This is a genomic window from Achromobacter sp. UMC71, from assembly GCF_014170305.1.
Lineage (GTDB): Bacteria > Pseudomonadota > Gammaproteobacteria > Burkholderiales > Burkholderiaceae_B > Achromobacter.
This window is the reverse complement of sequence record NZ_LZZT01000031.1, coordinates 352463-367605: the sequence shown is the minus strand read 5'-3', so window position 1 is coordinate 367605 and position 15143 is coordinate 352463. Positions and strand designations below refer to the sequence as shown.

Annotated in this window: 14 protein-coding genes; 6 read left to right on the top strand and 8 right to left on the bottom strand. The window is 67.4% G+C overall.

What is annotated here, in order from left to right; genetic code table 11:
• Positions 1-60: 60 nt before the first annotated feature.
• The 3 genes from A9974_RS15840 to A9974_RS15830 form a co-directional block, all read right to left on the bottom strand.
• Positions 61-1017 (bottom strand): 2-hydroxyacid dehydrogenase, encoded by a 957-nt coding sequence (locus A9974_RS15840; RefSeq protein WP_183005108.1) that lies wholly within the window; start codon positions 1015-1017, stop codon positions 61-63.
• Positions 1018-1190: 173 nt separating this feature from the next.
• Positions 1191-2162, bottom strand: a complete 972-nt coding sequence (locus A9974_RS15835) for a tripartite tricarboxylate transporter substrate binding protein (protein WP_183005107.1) — start codon at positions 2160-2162, stop codon at positions 1191-1193.
• A 73-nt stretch (positions 2163-2235) separates the two neighbouring features.
• The gene (locus A9974_RS15830) at positions 2236-3237 is read right to left on the bottom strand and encodes a tripartite tricarboxylate transporter substrate binding protein (protein WP_183005106.1); all 1002 of its coding nucleotides are present in this window, start codon (positions 3235-3237) and stop codon (positions 2236-2238) included.
• A gap of 236 nt (positions 3238-3473) precedes the next feature.
• On the opposite strand from A9974_RS15830, the gene A9974_RS15825 reads away from it, so the two are divergent.
• The 5 genes from A9974_RS15825 to garL all read left to right on the top strand — a co-directional run bounded on the left by A9974_RS15825 (position 3474) and on the right by garL (position 8409).
• Positions 3474-4442, top strand: a complete 969-nt coding sequence (locus A9974_RS15825; protein WP_183005105.1) for a dihydrodipicolinate synthase family protein — start codon at positions 3474-3476, stop codon at positions 4440-4442.
• A 139-nt stretch (positions 4443-4581) separates the two neighbouring features.
• On the top strand, positions 4582-5295 hold the full coding sequence (locus tag A9974_RS15820; protein WP_183005214.1) for a FadR/GntR family transcriptional regulator: 714 nt from the start codon (positions 4582-4584) through the stop codon (positions 5293-5295).
• Positions 5296-5345: 50 nt separating this feature from the next.
• Positions 5346-6452 carry an Ldh family oxidoreductase gene (locus A9974_RS15815; protein ID WP_183005104.1) on the top strand — a complete coding sequence of 369 codons (1107 nt, stop codon included), beginning with the start codon at positions 5346-5348 and terminating at the stop codon, positions 6450-6452.
• A gap of 107 nt (positions 6453-6559) precedes the next feature.
• The gene (locus A9974_RS15810; protein ID WP_183005103.1) at positions 6560-7561 is read left to right on the top strand and encodes a tripartite tricarboxylate transporter substrate binding protein; all 1002 of its coding nucleotides are present in this window, start codon (positions 6560-6562) and stop codon (positions 7559-7561) included.
• Positions 7562-7641: 80 nt separating this feature from the next.
• Positions 7642-8409: a 2-dehydro-3-deoxyglucarate aldolase gene (garL, locus tag A9974_RS15805; protein WP_183005102.1), complete on the top strand. Its 768-nt coding sequence runs from the start codon at positions 7642-7644 to the stop codon at positions 8407-8409.
• 76 nt (positions 8410-8485) lie between these two features.
• Here garL and lysA read toward each other — a convergent pair whose 3' ends face one another.
• Complete coding sequence (gene lysA, locus A9974_RS15800) at positions 8486-9718, bottom strand: diaminopimelate decarboxylase (RefSeq protein WP_183005101.1); 1233 nt, start codon at positions 9716-9718, stop codon at positions 8486-8488.
• A gap of 113 nt (positions 9719-9831) precedes the next feature.
• Between lysA and A9974_RS15795 the strand changes: the two genes are divergently transcribed.
• Positions 9832-10746, top strand: coding sequence for a LysR family transcriptional regulator (locus A9974_RS15795; protein ID WP_183005100.1), 915 nt, complete (start codon positions 9832-9834; stop codon positions 10744-10746).
• Positions 10747-10829: 83 nt separating this feature from the next.
• Here A9974_RS15795 and rpsT read toward each other — a convergent pair whose 3' ends face one another.
• The 4 genes from rpsT to A9974_RS15775 form a co-directional block, all read right to left on the bottom strand.
• A complete protein-coding gene (gene rpsT / locus A9974_RS15790; protein ID WP_006396042.1) occupies positions 10830-11093 on the bottom strand; it encodes a 30S ribosomal protein S20 in 264 nt (87 codons plus the stop codon).
• 337 nt (positions 11094-11430) lie between these two features.
• Positions 11431-12417 (bottom strand): FecR domain-containing protein, encoded by a 987-nt coding sequence (locus A9974_RS15785; RefSeq protein ID WP_183005099.1) that lies wholly within the window; start codon positions 12415-12417, stop codon positions 11431-11433.
• A 196-nt stretch (positions 12418-12613) separates the two neighbouring features.
• Positions 12614-14173, bottom strand: a complete 1560-nt coding sequence (gene murJ / locus A9974_RS15780; protein ID WP_183005098.1) for a murein biosynthesis integral membrane protein MurJ — start codon at positions 14171-14173, stop codon at positions 12614-12616.
• 169 nt (positions 14174-14342) lie between these two features.
• Complete coding sequence (locus A9974_RS15775) at positions 14343-15101, bottom strand: 3-hydroxyacyl-CoA dehydrogenase (RefSeq protein WP_183005097.1); 759 nt, start codon at positions 15099-15101, stop codon at positions 14343-14345.
• Between the last annotated feature and the right edge of the window lie 42 nt (positions 15102-15143).

Here is a 15143-nt window from a genome sequence, read left to right as displayed (position 1 = left end):
GCGCGCGGGCCCGTCAAGTGTGCCGCGGCGGGCGTCAACGCATGACGCCCGGGGCGCGCTTCATTGCACCGGCGTGATCACGCGGCCGGTGTCGAAATAGGCCTGCAGGTTTTCCAGCATCAGGTCTTCCATCGACTGGCGCGTTTCCAGCGTGGCGCTGCCGATGTGCGGCAGCAGCACGGCCTGGTCGCTTTTGATCAGCGCCTCGGGCACCTTGGGTTCATGCTCGAATACATCCAGCGCGGCGCAGCCGAGCTTGCCGGCTTCCAGCGCGGCCACCAGCGCGGTTTCGTCGATGACCGGGCCGCGCGCGATGTTGACGATGATGCCCTTGGGGCCCAGCGCTTCCAGCACTTCGCGGTTGACCAGGTGGCGCGTGCTGGGGCCGCCCACGGTGGCCACGATCAGGAAATCGGCCCAGGCGGCCAGGTCCGTCAGCGAGGCCTCGTAGCCGAAGTCCACGTCGTCGCGCTTCTTGCGGTTGTGATAGCGCACCTGCATGTCGAAACCGATGCCGCGGCGGGCGATGGCCTCGCCGATGCGGCCCAGGCCGACGATGCCCAGCTTCTTGCCGCTGACGCGCTGGCCCAGCGGAATACTGCCGTGCACCTGGCCCCATTGGCCGGCGCGCACGAAGCGTTCGCCCTGGCCCATGCGGCGCGCTCCGGCGATCAACAGGCCCCAGGCCAGGTCCGCCACGCAGTCCGTCAACACGTCCGGCGTGTTGCTGACCTGCACGCCGCGCTTGTGCGCGGCCGCGACGTCGATGGTCTCGTAGCCCACGCCCCAGCTGCAGATGGCCTTCAGGTCGGGCAGGGCGTTGATGAGTTCGGCGTTGGCGCCGAAGTTGGCCGACGTGACGACGGCGGTGATGCCCTTGCCGAGTTCGGCCAGCGCGGCTTTGCGGTCCGGCTGCTTCCACAGCTCGATGACGTCGTAACGGTCCGCAAGGCGCTGGTTCGCGGAGGGCGAGCCGGCCAGCGAGCCGACCTGGATGATGCGATGCTTGGTGGTCATGTTGTCGTACAGGTGGGTGGCGAAACGCTCATGCTACTTGATCCGGCCGGATAGCCGGCTGAGAGGCCAGGGGCCGGCGGTAAGGGCCCGCCCCGATGCGTCGACCCTTTGCAGCCGGCCACCAGGACGGCGGCCCGGCGCGAAGCCTGCGACCACGCCGTCCGCGGCGCCCATCATTCCAGCTGGATATTGGCTTTCTGGATCACGTCCTTCCAGCGCTTGACCTCGGCTTCCTGGAAGGCGGCGAACTGCTGCGGCGTGTTGGCCACGACCTCAAAGCCCAGGCCTTGCAGGGTCTTCTCGGTCTGCGGATCGCGCAGGGCGGTCTGCAGCGCTTTGGTCAGTTGCTGCACCACCGCCGGCGGCGTGCCCTTGGGCACGGCGAAGCCCTGCCAGGAATACACCACCATGTCCTGGATGCCGGCCTCGGCCAGCGTCGGCACGTTGGGCAGGTCCGGCGTGCGCGCATCGCCGGTGATGGCCAGGGCCTTGAGCTTGCCGGCCTTGATGTGGTTCTGCACCGCGCCCAGGTTCTGGAACGACACGTTGACCTGGCCGCCGATCAGGTCGGCAATGGCCGCGCCGCCGCCGCGGTAGGGCACGTCCACGCCCGAGGTCTGGGTGCGCTGGCGGAACAGCACCGCCGACAGATGGTCCGACGAGCCCGTGCCGGACGAGGCATAGGACAGCTTGCCCGGATTCTTGTTGGCGTAGGCCACCAGCTCGGCCACCGTGTTGGCGGGGAAATCGGCCGAGGCCACCAGCACGTTGGGATTGCGCACCGCCTGGGTCAGGTAGTCGAAATCCTTGCTGGGGTTGTAGGACAGGTTCTTGTACAGAGCCTCATTGATGGCGAAGGTGCCGATCGAGCCGACCATCATGGTGTAGCCGTCGGGCGTGGCGCGGGCCAGCGCCTGCGCGCCGATGGCGCTGTTGGCGCCGGGCTTGTTCTCCACCACGAAGGTCTGGCCTAGCGCCTTGGACAGGCCAGGCGTGACGCTGCGGGCCGTGATGTCGGACGAGCCGCCCGGCACGAAGGGCACGATCATCGTGACGGGTTTGGTGGGATAGCCGGCGGCCTGCGCCGCCGGTCCGGCAAGCAGCGTGGCCGCGGCCAGTGCGACCGCGCATAGGGATTTGTTCATGTTGTCTCCTGGTTCGCGTGATGATGATGAACCCGGCGCCCACGCGTGGCGGCCGGATCCGGACCGGCACGGGTCAATCGACCTTGGCGCCTGATTGCTTCACCACCTCGGCCCACTTGACGGTTTCCTGCGCCATGAACCGGGTGAACTGCGCGGGCGTGTTGCCCGACGGCGTGGCGCCCTGGGCCTGCAGCTGGGCGCGCACCGGCTCCAGCTGCAAGGCCGCGGCGACGTCGCGCTGGATCTTGTCCACGATCTGCGGCGGCGTGCCTGCCGGGGCCAGCAGGCCGAACCAGCTGGACGCCTCGTAGCCCGCCACGCCGGCCTCGGCCAGCGTCGGCACGTCCGGCAAGGCCGGCGAACGCGCGGCGGTGGTGACCGCCAGCGGCCGCAGCTTGCCGCCCTTGATGAATCCCATCGACGAGGGCAGGTTGTCGAAGATCAGGTCGGCCGAGCCCGACATCACGTCGGTCAGCGCCGGGCTGCTCCCCTTGTAAGGAATGTGCGTCATGCGCGTGCCCGTCATGGTCTGGAACAACTCGCCGGACAGGTGGGTCGACGTGCCGTTGCCGGTGGACGCCATGTTGACGCTGCCGGGGTTGGCCTTCAGATACTTGATCAGGTCGGCCACGCTGCGGATGCCGTGCTTGTCGGCAAAGCCAGGGTTCAGTTCCAGCACGTTGGGGACCGGGATCACCAGCGTGACCGGCACGAAGTCCTTGACCGGGTCGTACGGCAGCTTGGCGTAGACGGACGGGTTGATGGCGTGGGTGCTGACGGTGCCCATCAGCAGCGTGTAGCCGTCAGGGGTGGCGCGGGCGGCTTCGCCAGAACCGACGTTGCCGCCGGCGCCCGCCTTGTTGTCCACCACCACCGCTTTACCCCAGGCCTTGCCGAGCTCGGCCGCCACCACGCGCGCGGCGATGTCGGCGGTGCCGCCGGCCGGGAAGGGCACGATGATCCTGACGTCGCGCTCGGGATAGTCCGCCTGGGCGGACGCGGCGGGCAGCAGGAAGGCCGCGGCGGCCAGACAGGCGGCAAGGGCCAGGCGGCCTCGCACAGGGGCTGCATGCATGGAATTCGTCTCCTCGGTGTGCGCGTGGCCGCGCATCGTTTGTGGGGTGTTCCGTCCGGGGATGAGCCCGGGCTTGAATGCTGCCGGCGTCTATCGCGCCTCGCCGTCGTGGTGCCGATGACTTGTAAAAAGAATATAGGTATTGAGCATTTACTTGTCAACCAAGTATACTTTTTTCACCATACTTATTTGACAACTGGATTCCGGTGACGGGATCCGCCAGGAGTCTTCCCGCCATGAAAACGTCCCCGGTTGCCGTCCAGGATCTGCAGCGTTCCGTCATCGCCGTGCCGCCCCTGGCGCGCCATGCCGACCTGTCCTTGAACGAGGCCGCCAACCAGGCGTTGCTCAAGCACCTGGAAGCCGGCGGCGTGCGCAACGTGATGTACGGCGGCAACGCCAACTTCTACAACGTGGGCGTGGGCGAGTACGCGCGCATCGTGGACATGTTGGCCGCGCTGGCCGGCCCGGACACCTGGATCCTGCCCTCGGTCGGGCCGGACTACGGCAAGATGATGGACCAGGCCGCCATCCTGCGCAGCCGTGCCTTTCCCACGGCCATGCTGCTGCCGATGTCGTTTCCCTATACCGACGCGGGCCTGGCCGACGGCGTGCGCCGCTTCACCGACGCGCTGGGCAAACCCGCGGTGGTCTACATCAAGTCGGCCGACTACCTGGCGCCGGCCACCGCCGCGAAGCTGATCGAAGAAGGGCGCATCGTGGCATTCAAGTACGCCGTGGTGCGCGAAGACCCGGCCCGCGACGCCTACCTGAGCGCGTTGCTGCAAGCCGTGGATGCGAATCGCGTCGTCAGCGGCATCGGCGAGCGCCCCGCCATCGTCCATTACCGCGATTTCGGCTTGAAGAGCTTCACGTCCGGCTCGGTCTGCGTGGCGCCGCAAGGCTCGATGCGCCTGCTGCATCTGCTGCGTGAAGGCCGCTATGACGAAGCCGAGGCGGTGCGCCAGCATTACCTGGGCCTGGAAGACTGCCGCGACGGCATCAGCCCGATCCGCGTGCTGCACGACGCGGTGACGCTGTCCGGTGTGGCCGACATGGGTCCGATGCTGCCACTGTTGACCGGCATTTCCAGCGCCGAGCGCGAACGCGTGGCGCCGGTGGCGCGGGCGTTGGCGGCCTGGGACCGTGACGCGGCAGGCGATGCCGCCAAGCTGGCGGTGGACAAAAAGGCCGCGGTCGCCTGAGCCGCGCGTTGGCGGCGCCCGCGGCATTGACGGTACGATTAGCGCTCTTGTCATAGCGCCCAGTTCCCCAGGAGGTTTCGTGGCCCGACCGAAAGCATCGCCCCCGTCCGCGCCGCAGGCGTCTGCCGAGCCGGACGCCATCGGCGCGCTGGTGCTCGAGCGCGGCCACCGGGTCCGCCTGGCCGACCAGCTCTACGGCCAGATCTTCGAGCAGATCGTCTCGGGCAAGCTCAATGTCGGCGACAAGCTGCCCTCCGAAAACGAAATCTGCGATCGCTTCGGCGTTTCGCGGCCCGTGGTGCGCGAAGCGCTGCTGCGCCTGCGCGCCGATGGCCTGATCACCGCGCACCAGGGCCTGGGCACTTTCGTCAGCCACCAGCCCGCACCGCGCCTGACCGCCTTCAGCGACGTGCAGAACGTGGGCGCCTATCTGCGCGCGCAAGAGTTGCGCGTAGCCCTGGAAGGCGATGCCGCCCGGCTGGCCGCGCTGCGTCGCACCGACGAGCAACTGCAAAAAATCGAAGCCGCGCACGCCGCCTTTGCCGACAGCCTGGCGCGTGGCGAAGTCTCGGCCGAAATGGACCTGGCGTTCCATGCCAGCATCACCGAGGCCACCGGCAACGATTTCTACCTGGGCGTGCTGGAAAGCATCCATGAATCCATCAACGGCTTCATGCGCCTGACGCTCAACCTGACCCGCACCGGTTCGCGCCAACGCGCCCAGCGCGTCCTGGACGAGCACGCCACCATTCTTGACGCGATCCGCGCGCAGGACGGCGAACGCGCCCGGGTCGCCATGCAATTCCATCTGGGCCAGGCCCGCCACCGGCTGGTCGACCGCGAACGCGATTGACCTGTCCGCACTGGCCCGGCCCTTCACATACCTACAACAGGAGACAGCGCGTGCAAGGCAATGGTTCGGCAGGAACGGCGGCATCGGCAGGACAGGTGCGCGAGCAGATTCTGGTGGTGCTGCAGGCTTGGGGCATGGCGCCCGACCTGGCCGCCGTGACCGCGGGCCTGATGGCCGAGACGGATCTGCTGGGCATCGACTCGCACGGCATCTCGATGCTGCCGTCGTATGAAGAAAAATGGCGCGCCGGCTCGCTCAAGCTGGATGCGCGGCCCCGCCTGGTGCGCGACGGCGGCGCCAGCGCGCTGCTGGACGGCATGGGCGGGCTGGGCTATCCGGTGTCGGCGCAGGCCATGAACCTGGCCGTGGACAAGGCGCTGGAGCACGGCGTGGGCGCGGTGTCGGTGTGCAACTCGCATCACTTCGGCGCGGCCGGCGTGTATGCGCGCATCGCGGTCGAGCGCGGCGTGGTCGGGCTGGTCACCAGCAGCGCCAACGGCGTCATCATGGTGCCTACGCGCGGCGCCATGCCCATGCTGGGCACCAATCCCATCGCCTTCGGCGCGCCGGCCGCCAGCAACGAACCGTTCGTGCTCGACATGGCCACCACCACCGTGGCGGCCAACAAGGTCAAGGTCTATGACTTCCTGGACAAGCCGCTGCCCTCGGGCTGGGCGGTCGACGGGCAGGGCGCGCCGGTCACCGCGGCCGACACCGCCATGCAGTTCATCTTCAAGCGCCCCGAAGGCGGCCTGACGCCGCTGGGCGGCACGGCGGCCATGAGCAGCCACAAGGGCTACGGCCTGGCCATGATGGCGCAGATCCTGGGCGGCACGCTCAGCGGCAGCGCCCTGGCGGCGCGCCGCAATGTCACGCGGCGGCCAGGCGAGCCCGATGACGTTGGGCATTTCTTCCTGGCGCTCAACCCCGACGCCTTCCGCGCGGCCGGTTCATTCGAGTCCGACATGGACGACCTGATCGACACGCTGCACGACACGCCGCCCGCGCGGCCCGACGAGCCGGTGCTGGTGGCGGGCGAGCCCGAAACCGCCGAGCGCGAGCGCCGCCGGGTCCAGGGCATTCCGATTCCGGCCGCGCTCGCGGCGCGCCTGCGCGAGATCTGCCAGCGCGCCGGCGCCCCCTATCTGCTGGACTGAGCGCGCGGCTTTCCCTTTCGCGCTGGGCGCCTGGCGGCCGGCGCGAGAACACACCGACCCGGTCACCGGGCGGCATGCATTAGAAAAAAACGACAAGGAGACAAACCATGCAAGAAAAGACATCGCCGGGGCGCCGCCGGCTGGGGCTGGCCGCAATCGCGGCCGGCGCCGTCGTCGCGCTGTGTCCGGGCCTGCTGCTGGCGCAGTCCGGCAACTGGCCTACACGGCCGGTCAAGCTGATCGTGCCGTTCCCCGCGGGCGGCAGCACCGATGCGGTCGGCCGCCTGCTCGCGGCCGAGCTATCCAAGGAATTGGGCCAGAGCGTCATCGTCGAGAACAAGGGCGGGGCCAACGGCAACATCGGTTCCGACGTCGTCGCCAAGGCCGAGCCCGACGGCTACACGCTGCTCTTGTCCGGCGTGGGCTCCAATGCCATCAGCTACGCGCTCTACCAGAGCATGCCGTACCGCGACAGCGACTTCGCGCACATCTCGCTGCTTGCGACCGGCCCCAACGTGTTGGTGGCCAACATGGAATTCCCGGCCACCACCTTCGCCGACTTCATCAAGCTGGTGCGCGACAACCCGGGCAAGTACACCCACGCCAGTTCGGGCAGCGGTTCGTCGGGGCACCTGGCCATGGAAATGCTCAAGCAGGCCGCCAAGATCGACCTGGTGCACGTGCCCTACAAAGGCGGCGCCGCGGCCATCACCGACATGATCGGCGGCCGCGTTTCGGTGATGTTCCTGAACCAGGATTCCTTGCTGCCGCAGGTCAAGGCCGGTAAGCTGCGGGCCCTGGCGGTGGCCAGCGCACAGCGCAATCCGGCCTACCCGGATACGCCCACGGTGGCGGAATCGGGCTACCCGGGGTTTGCGGCCGAATCCTGGTTCGGCCTGTCGGCGCCGGCCAAGACGCCGCCCGCCGTCATCCAGCGCCTGAACCAGGCCACGGTCAAGGCCCTGGCTTCACCGGATATCCGGCAAAAGCTGGAAAGCGTAGGCTTCGTGGTGGTGGGCGACGACCCGAAGGCGTTTTCGGCCTTCGTCCAATCCGAAATCACCAAATGGGGCGCGGCGGCCAAGGCCTCCGGCGCCCGCATGGATTAAGGCCTGCCAGCAGGCCATGTGCGATACCCCCGCGCGCCGGCAGGCGGCGGGGTTTTCATTCGATGGGAATCCTAAGCATCATGACTTCACCCTTGCCCAACCGCTTCCGCCAACGCGTCCTGGCCCGTGAGCGCCTGATCGGCTTCTGGATGTGCATGTCCAGCCACATCACCGCCGAACTGGCGGGCCTGGCCGACTTCGACTGGCTGCTGCTGGACGGCGAGCATTCGCCCAACACCGTGCCGATGTTCCTGCAGCAGCTGCAGGCCTTGCAGGGCAGCGCCAGCGCTGCCGTCGGCCGCCCGACCTGGAACGACCCGGTCGAGATCAAGCGCCTGCTCGACATCGGTTTCTATAACCTCCTGATTCCCTTCATCGAATCCGAGGACGACGCGCGCCGTGCCGTGGCCGCCACGCGCTATCCGCCGCAAGGCATCCGCGGCGTGGCGGGCATGCAGCGCAGCAACCGCTACGGCACCGTGCCCGACTACCTGAAGACCATCAACGACAACATCTGCGTGCTGCTGCAGATCGAAAGCCGCGCGGGCATCGACGCGGTGGACGAGATTGCCGCGGTCGAGGGCGTGGATGGCGTGTTCATCGGGCCGTCGGATCTGGCCGCGGCGTTGGGTCATCTGGGCAATCCCGGCCATCCGGAGGTGCAGGAGGCCATCCGCCACCTGTACCAGCGCGTCACGGCGCAGGGCAAGGCCGTGGGCATCCTGGCGCCGGTGCAGGCCGATGCGCGCCGCTACCTGGACATGGGCATGCACTTCGTGGCGGTCGGCACTGACCTGGGCGTGTTCAAGCAAGCCACCTTCGCGCTGCGCGAAGCGTTTCCTTCCTGACAATGCCTGCGGGGCGCCTGGGCGCCCCGCATTGCTCCGGGTGCCGGACCTTGCGCGCAAGGCCCGGACGCGGGTTTCAGTCTTCCAGCGCCAGCAGGTCGGCCACCGTCTGACGGCGGCGGATCAGGCGCGCTTCGTTCTTGTCCAGCAGCACTTCGGCCGCCAGCGGGCGGGTGTTGTAGTTGGAAGACATCGACGAGCCATAGGCGCCGGCGTTATGGAACACCATGAAGTCGCCGATGCGCGGCTGCGGCAAGGCCTGGTCCGACACCACGCCGCCCGCGTCCTGCGTGAACACGTCGCCCGATTCGCACAGCGGGCCGGCCACGGCGATGCGCGTTTCGGGCACGCCCTGCGGCGCGCTGCCGTCCGGCGCATGCACCGAGATGCGGTGGTAGCTGCCGTACATGGCGGGGCGCATCAGGTCGTTGAAGCCGGCATCGACCAGCGCGAAGTCGCGCCCGGGGCGGCGGTTGATCGCATGCACTTCGGCGACCAGCGCGCCCGCTTCGGCCACCAGGAAGCGGCCGGGTTCGATCTCCAGGCGGACCGCGTGGCCCAGATGCTGTTCGATGCGCTTGCGGGCGGCATCCCATTGGTCGAAATAGTGGTCGCAGTCGATGCGCGGCTCGCCGTCGCGATACGGAATCGACAGGCCGCCGCCTGCCGAGATGGCCTCGATGTCGTGGTCCAGCGAGGCCACCACGTCCACCATCGCATCGCACACGCTGGACAGGTGGCCGTAGTCGACCCCCGAGCCGATGTGCATGTGGATGCCGACCAGCTTCAGGCCGTGGCGGCGCACGATGGCCACCGCTTCGGCCACGTCATCGATCCAGATGCCGTGCTTGCTTTGCGGGCCGCCGGTGTTGGTCTTGTTGCTGTGGCCATGGCCAAAGCCGGGGTTGATGCGCAGCCAGACGCGGTGTCCGGGCGCGGCCTGGCCGACGCGCTCGAGCATGTCGAGCGAACCGGCATTGACGGTGATGTCGTGCTTGATGACGGTGGCCAGGGTGGCATGGTCGATCAGGTCGGCCGTGAACACCACGCCGGCCGGTTCGCCTTCGGGCTGAAAGCCGGCAGCCAGGCTGCGTTCGATCTCGCCCAGCGACACCGCGTCCACCATCACGCCTTCGGCGCGCATCAGGCGCAGGATGTGCAGGTTCGAGCAGGCCTTCTGGGCGTAGCGGATGACGTCGAAGCGGCGCAGCTGGGCGATGCGTTCGCGGATGACGGCGGCATCGTAGACCCACAGCGGGGTGCCGTGCTGGGCGGCGAGTTGGGTGAGTTGGCGCGGATCGAAAGCCATCGCGGGCGGACCTTGTCAGTAGGGGAGAGTCAGGCGGGCATCATGCCTGAGCCAGCCCATCCAGTAAAATGCTTAAATATTCAAGATCGATTCATTCCTGATATGGATTCGCCATGCTCACGCACCGGCATATCGAAGTCTTCCGCGCCCTGATGATCGCCGGCAGCGTCACCAAGGCGGCCGACCTGCTGTTCACCTCCCAGCCCACGGTCAGCCGCGAGTTGGCGCGCATGGAGCAGAGCATCGGTTTCGCCCTGTTCGAGCGCATCCGCGGCCGCTTGCGGCCCACCATGCCGGCGTTGGCGCTGTACGACGAGATCCGCCAGTCCTACACCGGCCTGGAGCGCGTGGCCTCCGCCGCCGCGCGCCTGCGTTCGTTCCAGGACGGGCAACTGGCCGTGATCGCCTTGCCGGCGTTTTCACACTCGCTGCTGCCGGGCGCCTTCCGCCGCTTTCGCGGCACGCACCCGGGCGTGAGCCTGTCGCTGGAAGCACAGGAGTCGCCCTTCCTGGAGGAATGGCTGACCGCGCAGCGCTACGACCTGGGGCTGACGGAGCACGAGCTGGAGCCGGCAGGCACGCGGCTGGAACTGCTGATCGAGGTGGATGAAGTGTGCGTGCTGCCCGACGGCCACCCGTTGCTGGCGCGGCAGGCGCTGGAACTGGCCGATTTCGCCGGCGAGCCCTTCATCAGCCTGTCGTCCAGCGACCCCTACCGGATCCAGATCGACGAGGCCTTCGCGGCCCAGGGGGTATTGCGGCGGGCCATCATCGAAACGCCCACGGCGGTGTCGGTGTGCACCTTCGTGCGCCAGGGTCTGGGCCTGGCCATCGTCAACCCGCTGACCGCGCTGGATTTCATCGGCCGCGGCCTGCACATCCGGCCCCTGACGCGGTCGTTTCCGTTCCGGGTCAATCTGGTGTTTCCGGAGCACCGCCCCAAGAACCCGCTGGTGGACGCGTTTACGGCCTCATTGCGCGACGAGGCCGCGCAGGTCCGCGCCCGGCTGGCCGCCCGTCAGGACTGACTGGGCAACAAAAAAGGATGCCCAGGGGCATCCTTTTTTATTTGCCGTATTCATGACGCCCTGTGTAGCAGGGCGGCAGAATCTTAGGCCAGCGCCTTGATGGCGGCAGCCAGGCGGCTCTTGTGGCGAGCAGCCTTATTCTTGTGGATGATGTTCTTGTCAGCCACGCGATCGATCACGCTCGACGCTTTCTGGAACACTTCGCCAGCCGCAGCCTTGTCGCCGGCAGCGATGGATTGGCGAACGCGCTTGATGGCGGTGCGCAGCATCGAGCGCAGGCTGGAATTGTGCTTGTTGCGCTCAACGGATTGGCGAGCGCGCTTGCGGGCTTGGGCGGTATTGGCCATGTTGCTATATAAGTTGAATTCGGCAAAGTCGAACATTTTAGCAAGTCCCTAGGGGATTGCAAGCTTTAAATGCCACGTCTGCCGATGGAACGCCCGTCAACCGGGCGGGGGGCGCTACGGGGAGAACCCCTGAGGCTGAAACCTGGGTTGGAGAACCCCGGCTGAAAACTTCCGGCTGAAATCCCTGACTTGATAACCCTGACTTGCCGGGGGAATCAATACTGGAGTTGCGCCTCAAGTTTCCGAGTTAAGCCTTATTGCGCCTACTGGATAAAAACACGGTGCTCAGTATACAACGAAGCGGCCCCGGGTTACAGGGTTGTGTCAGAGAGCGTGGTCAGGCCGCGACGTTGATCGAGACAAACCAGGGGGTATAACGCCGCACCTGGATGGGCATCATGTCCTGCAGCGTGCTCAGCGCGGCGTCGGTGTCGTCCAGCGGAAAGTGGCCGGATACCGGCAGGCCGCCGGCGGCCATGGACACGCGCAGGCTGCCGCTGCGGTAGGGACGCAGGGCGGCGATCACCTCGGCCAGGGGGCGGCCGCGGGCATCGACCCAGCCGGCTTCCCAGGCGGCCTCGGCCATCAGTTCGGCGCGCGGCGTGTCGATGCGGGAGGCGTCAAAGCGCGCGCCGGTCCCGGCGCGCACGATGCCGTGGGCGCCGGCCATGGTTTCCACCACCACCTCGTGCTCATGCACCACGACCACCGTGCGCTGGGCCTGCTGGCGCACCATGTAACGGGTGCCCAGCGCCCGCACGGTGCCTTCGGCGGTCTGGACCAGGAAGGGGCGGCGGGCGTCGGGCGCCACCGAAACGGTGACGGCGCCGTCCAGCAGCCGTACCTGGCGGTAGGCGGGCGTGAAGTCCAGATTGACGCGGCTGCGGGCGTCCAGCAGCAGTTGGCTGCCGTCCGACAGGATGTAGCGGCGGCGTTCGCCCGTGGCGGTGGCGGCATCGGCCGCGACGTTGTTCAGCGGGTAAAAGGCGTTGCCGACATAGGCGGCACAGGCGCCCGCGCTGGCGAGCGCCAGCGAGCCGGCCAGAAAACGGCGGCGCGGGGGCACGGCCACGTCGGCGGCGGTCGCGGCGGCGGGTACGGGCGTAAGCGGAATCGGCGGCTGCGGCGCCGTCGTGGCATAGCCAGCCGGGTAGGCATCGCCCAACCGGCCGAACGTCGACCCTGCCAGGGTGCCCGTCAATTGTTGCCAGGCATTCTCGTGGAGAGGGTCAGCTGCGCGCCACGCCAGGAAATCGTTGTAGTCCTGTGCTGTCGCTTTACCGGAGCGCAGCAGCAGTAACCAATTGATCACTTGGTCCGCCATGGGGTGTCCTTGGGCGTACTTCACTTCAACTCCCCGCCCGTGTTGCCAGGCGGGAATCCTTTCGATGGCAATTTGTAAATAATAAAGGTTTTTTACCAAAGATTACCGGCCAGTTGTCAATTCTTGACGAATCAAATGCAAAAAAGCCGGTGCTAGGCCGGCTTTTTGCGGAAGATGAGGCATTTCTGCGAGTGCCTTACTTCGCCGGGCGGCGTCCGAAGTCTCGGGGACGGAACCCAAACAGTAACAACATGCCGAAGTAAACCGCGCTGCAGGCCAGCAATACGCCGCCCAGCCACAGCGCGCGCTGCCCCGAATGGGCCTGCAGCCCGATCCAGTCAATACGGCCATCAGCGTAGATGAGCAGGGCAGCCAGGGCGGCCAGGGCCGGTATCAGCCGCAGCGCGAAGCGGCCCCAGCCGGGGGCGGGCTGATAGACGCCGCGGCGGCGCAGGCCGATCAGCAGCGCCAGGGCGTTCAGGCAGGCGCCCAGGCCGATGGCCAGCGCCAGGCCCGCATGGGCCAGCAGCGGCACCAGGGCCAGGTTCATCAGCTGGGTCAGGACCAGCACGCCGATGGCGATTTTCACGGGGGTGCGGATGTCCTGCTTGGCGTAGAAGCCGGGCGCCAGGATCTTGACCGCCAGCAGGCCGATCAGGCCGGCGGAATAGGAAATGACGGCCAGCCGGGTTTGCAGCACATCCTGCGCCGAAAAGGCGCCATAGTGGAACAACGTGGCCACCAGTCCGTCGGACAGCAGCGCCAGGCCCACCGCCGCCGGCAGGCCGAACAGCAGCACCAGCCGCAGGCCCCAGTCCAGCAGCGCGCTGTAACCGCCGTGGTCATCGCGGGCATGGGCAGCCGACAGGCTGGGCAACAGCACGGTGCCCAGCGCCACGCCCAGCAGCGCGGTCGGGAATTCCATCAGCCGATCGGCGAACGACAGCCAGGTGACGCTGCCCGGCGTGAGCCACGTGGCGATGTTGGTGTTGATGAGCAGCGAAATCTGCGCGACCGACACGCCCAGCGTGGCGGGCGCCATCTGCTTGAGGATGCGCTGCACCGTAGGGTCGGCCCAGGCCTGGCGGAACCGCAGCGAAAAGCGCGGCGTCATGCCCAGCCGCGCCAGCGCGACCCACTGCACCGCCAGTTGCGCCACGCCGCCGATCATCACGCCGATGGCCAGCGCGTAGACGGGCACGTCCATGCGCGGCGCCAGCCAGATGCAGGCGGCGATCATGGACAGGTTGAGCAGCACGGGCGTGAACGCCGGTACCGCGAAGCGGCGCCAGGTGTTCAGCACGCCCGAGGCGAACGCGATCAGCGACATGCAGAAGATGTAGGGGAACATCATCCGCGTCATCCAGACGGCGGCGCCAAATTCCGTATCGCGGGCGGCGCCCCGCAAGCCGCTGGCCATGGCCGACACGACCCACGGCGCGGCGATGATGCCGATCAGGGTGATGGCCATCAGCGCGGCCGTCAGCAGCAGGGCGACCCGGTCGAGCAAGGTGCGCACCTCGGCTTCGGAGCGGCTGTTGCGGGCGTGGCCCAGAATGGGCACGAACGCCTGGGCGAACGCGCCTTCGGCGAACAGCCGGCGCAGCAGGTTGGGAATACGGAACGCGACCCAGAAGGCATCCGTGATGGGCCCGGCGCCAAAGGCGCGGGCCACCAGGATGTCGCGGATCAGGCCGGAGATGCGTGACAGCAGCGTAAAGCTGCTGACGGTGGCCGCCGAACGGAACAGGCTCATGGGGTAATTACGTCAAAAGAAAGCAGACTAGCAATAAAAAGCGCCGCCCCAAAGGAACGGCGTTCTTCAAGTATGCCCAGAAGAAGGTTTTTTCCCGCCGGGCCTTCCCAAGGGAAAAAGGCCCCCTCGGGGGGCAGAGAGCCCTCGAAGAGGGCGCGGCGTGGGGGCACTATTTCGGCGGCATCCGGATGGCGCCGTCCAGGCGAATGGTTTCGCCGTTCAGCATGTCGTTCGTGATGATGCTTTGCACCAGCTTGGCGTAGTCTTCCGGGCGGCCCAGGCGGGCGGGGAAGGGGATGCTGGCGGCCAGCGAATCCTGCACTTCCTGGGGCATGCCGAAGATCATCGGGGTGCCGAAGATGCCCGGGGCGATGGTCATGCAGCGGATGCCGGTCTTGGACAGGTCGCGGGCGATCGGCAGGGTCATGCCGGCCACGCCGGCCTTGGACGCGGCGTAGGCCGCCTGGCCGATCTGGCCGTCGAACGCGGCGACCGATGCGGTGTTGATCATCACGCCGCGTTCGCCGGTGGGTTCGGGCGTGTTGCCGCTCATGGCCTCGGCGGCCAGGCGCATCATGTTGAAGCTGCCGATCAGGTTGATCGACACGACCTTTTGGAACAGGTCCAGCGGGTGCGCGCCGTTCTTGCCGACGATCTTGGCGGCGGGGGCGACGCCGGCGCAGTTGACCAGGCCGAACAGGGTGCCGAGTTCCTTCGCGGCGGCGACGGCGCGCTGGCCGTCGGCCTCTTGCGTCACATCGCAATGCACATAGCGCTGGCCCAGTTCCTTGGCCAGTTCTTCGCCAGGCCCGTCCTGCAGGTCGGCGATGACGACCTTGGCGCCGTTGGCCACCAGCATGCGCACGGTGCCGGCGCCCAGGCCGGACGCGCCGCCGGTAACGATGAATACCTTGTTTGCGATTTCCATGTCTCTACCACCAGATCAAATTCAAGGGATGAAAACGGGGGG

Bases quoted from the DNA above. Each gene is read 5' to 3' on its own strand.
- A9974_RS15840 (WP_183005108.1), bottom strand. From the start codon at position 1,017: ATGACCACCAAGCATCGCATCATCCAGGTCGGCTCGCTGGCCGGCTCG.
- A9974_RS15835 (WP_183005107.1), bottom strand. From the start codon at position 2,162: ATGAACAAATCCCTATGCGCGGTCGCACTGGCCGCGGCCACGCTGCTT.
- A9974_RS15830 (WP_183005106.1), bottom strand. From the start codon at position 3,237: ATGCATGCAGCCCCTGTGCGAGGCCGCCTGGCCCTTGCCGCCTGTCTG.
- A9974_RS15825 (WP_183005105.1), top strand. From the start codon at position 3,474: ATGAAAACGTCCCCGGTTGCCGTCCAGGATCTGCAGCGTTCCGTCATC.
- A9974_RS15810 (WP_183005103.1), top strand. From the start codon at position 6,560: ATGCAAGAAAAGACATCGCCGGGGCGCCGCCGGCTGGGGCTGGCCGCA.
- garL (WP_183005102.1), top strand. From the start codon at position 7,642: ATGACTTCACCCTTGCCCAACCGCTTCCGCCAACGCGTCCTGGCCCGT.
- lysA (WP_183005101.1), bottom strand. From the start codon at position 9,718: ATGGCTTTCGATCCGCGCCAACTCACCCAACTCGCCGCCCAGCACGGC.
- A9974_RS15795 (WP_183005100.1), top strand. From the start codon at position 9,832: ATGCTCACGCACCGGCATATCGAAGTCTTCCGCGCCCTGATGATCGCC.
- rpsT (WP_006396042.1), bottom strand. From the start codon at position 11,093: ATGGCCAATACCGCCCAAGCCCGCAAGCGCGCTCGCCAATCCGTTGAG.
- A9974_RS15785 (WP_183005099.1), bottom strand. From the start codon at position 12,417: ATGGCGGACCAAGTGATCAATTGGTTACTGCTGCTGCGCTCCGGTAAA.
- murJ (WP_183005098.1), bottom strand. From the start codon at position 14,173: ATGAGCCTGTTCCGTTCGGCGGCCACCGTCAGCAGCTTTACGCTGCTG.
- A9974_RS15775 (WP_183005097.1), bottom strand. From the start codon at position 15,101: ATGGAAATCGCAAACAAGGTATTCATCGTTACCGGCGGCGCGTCCGGC.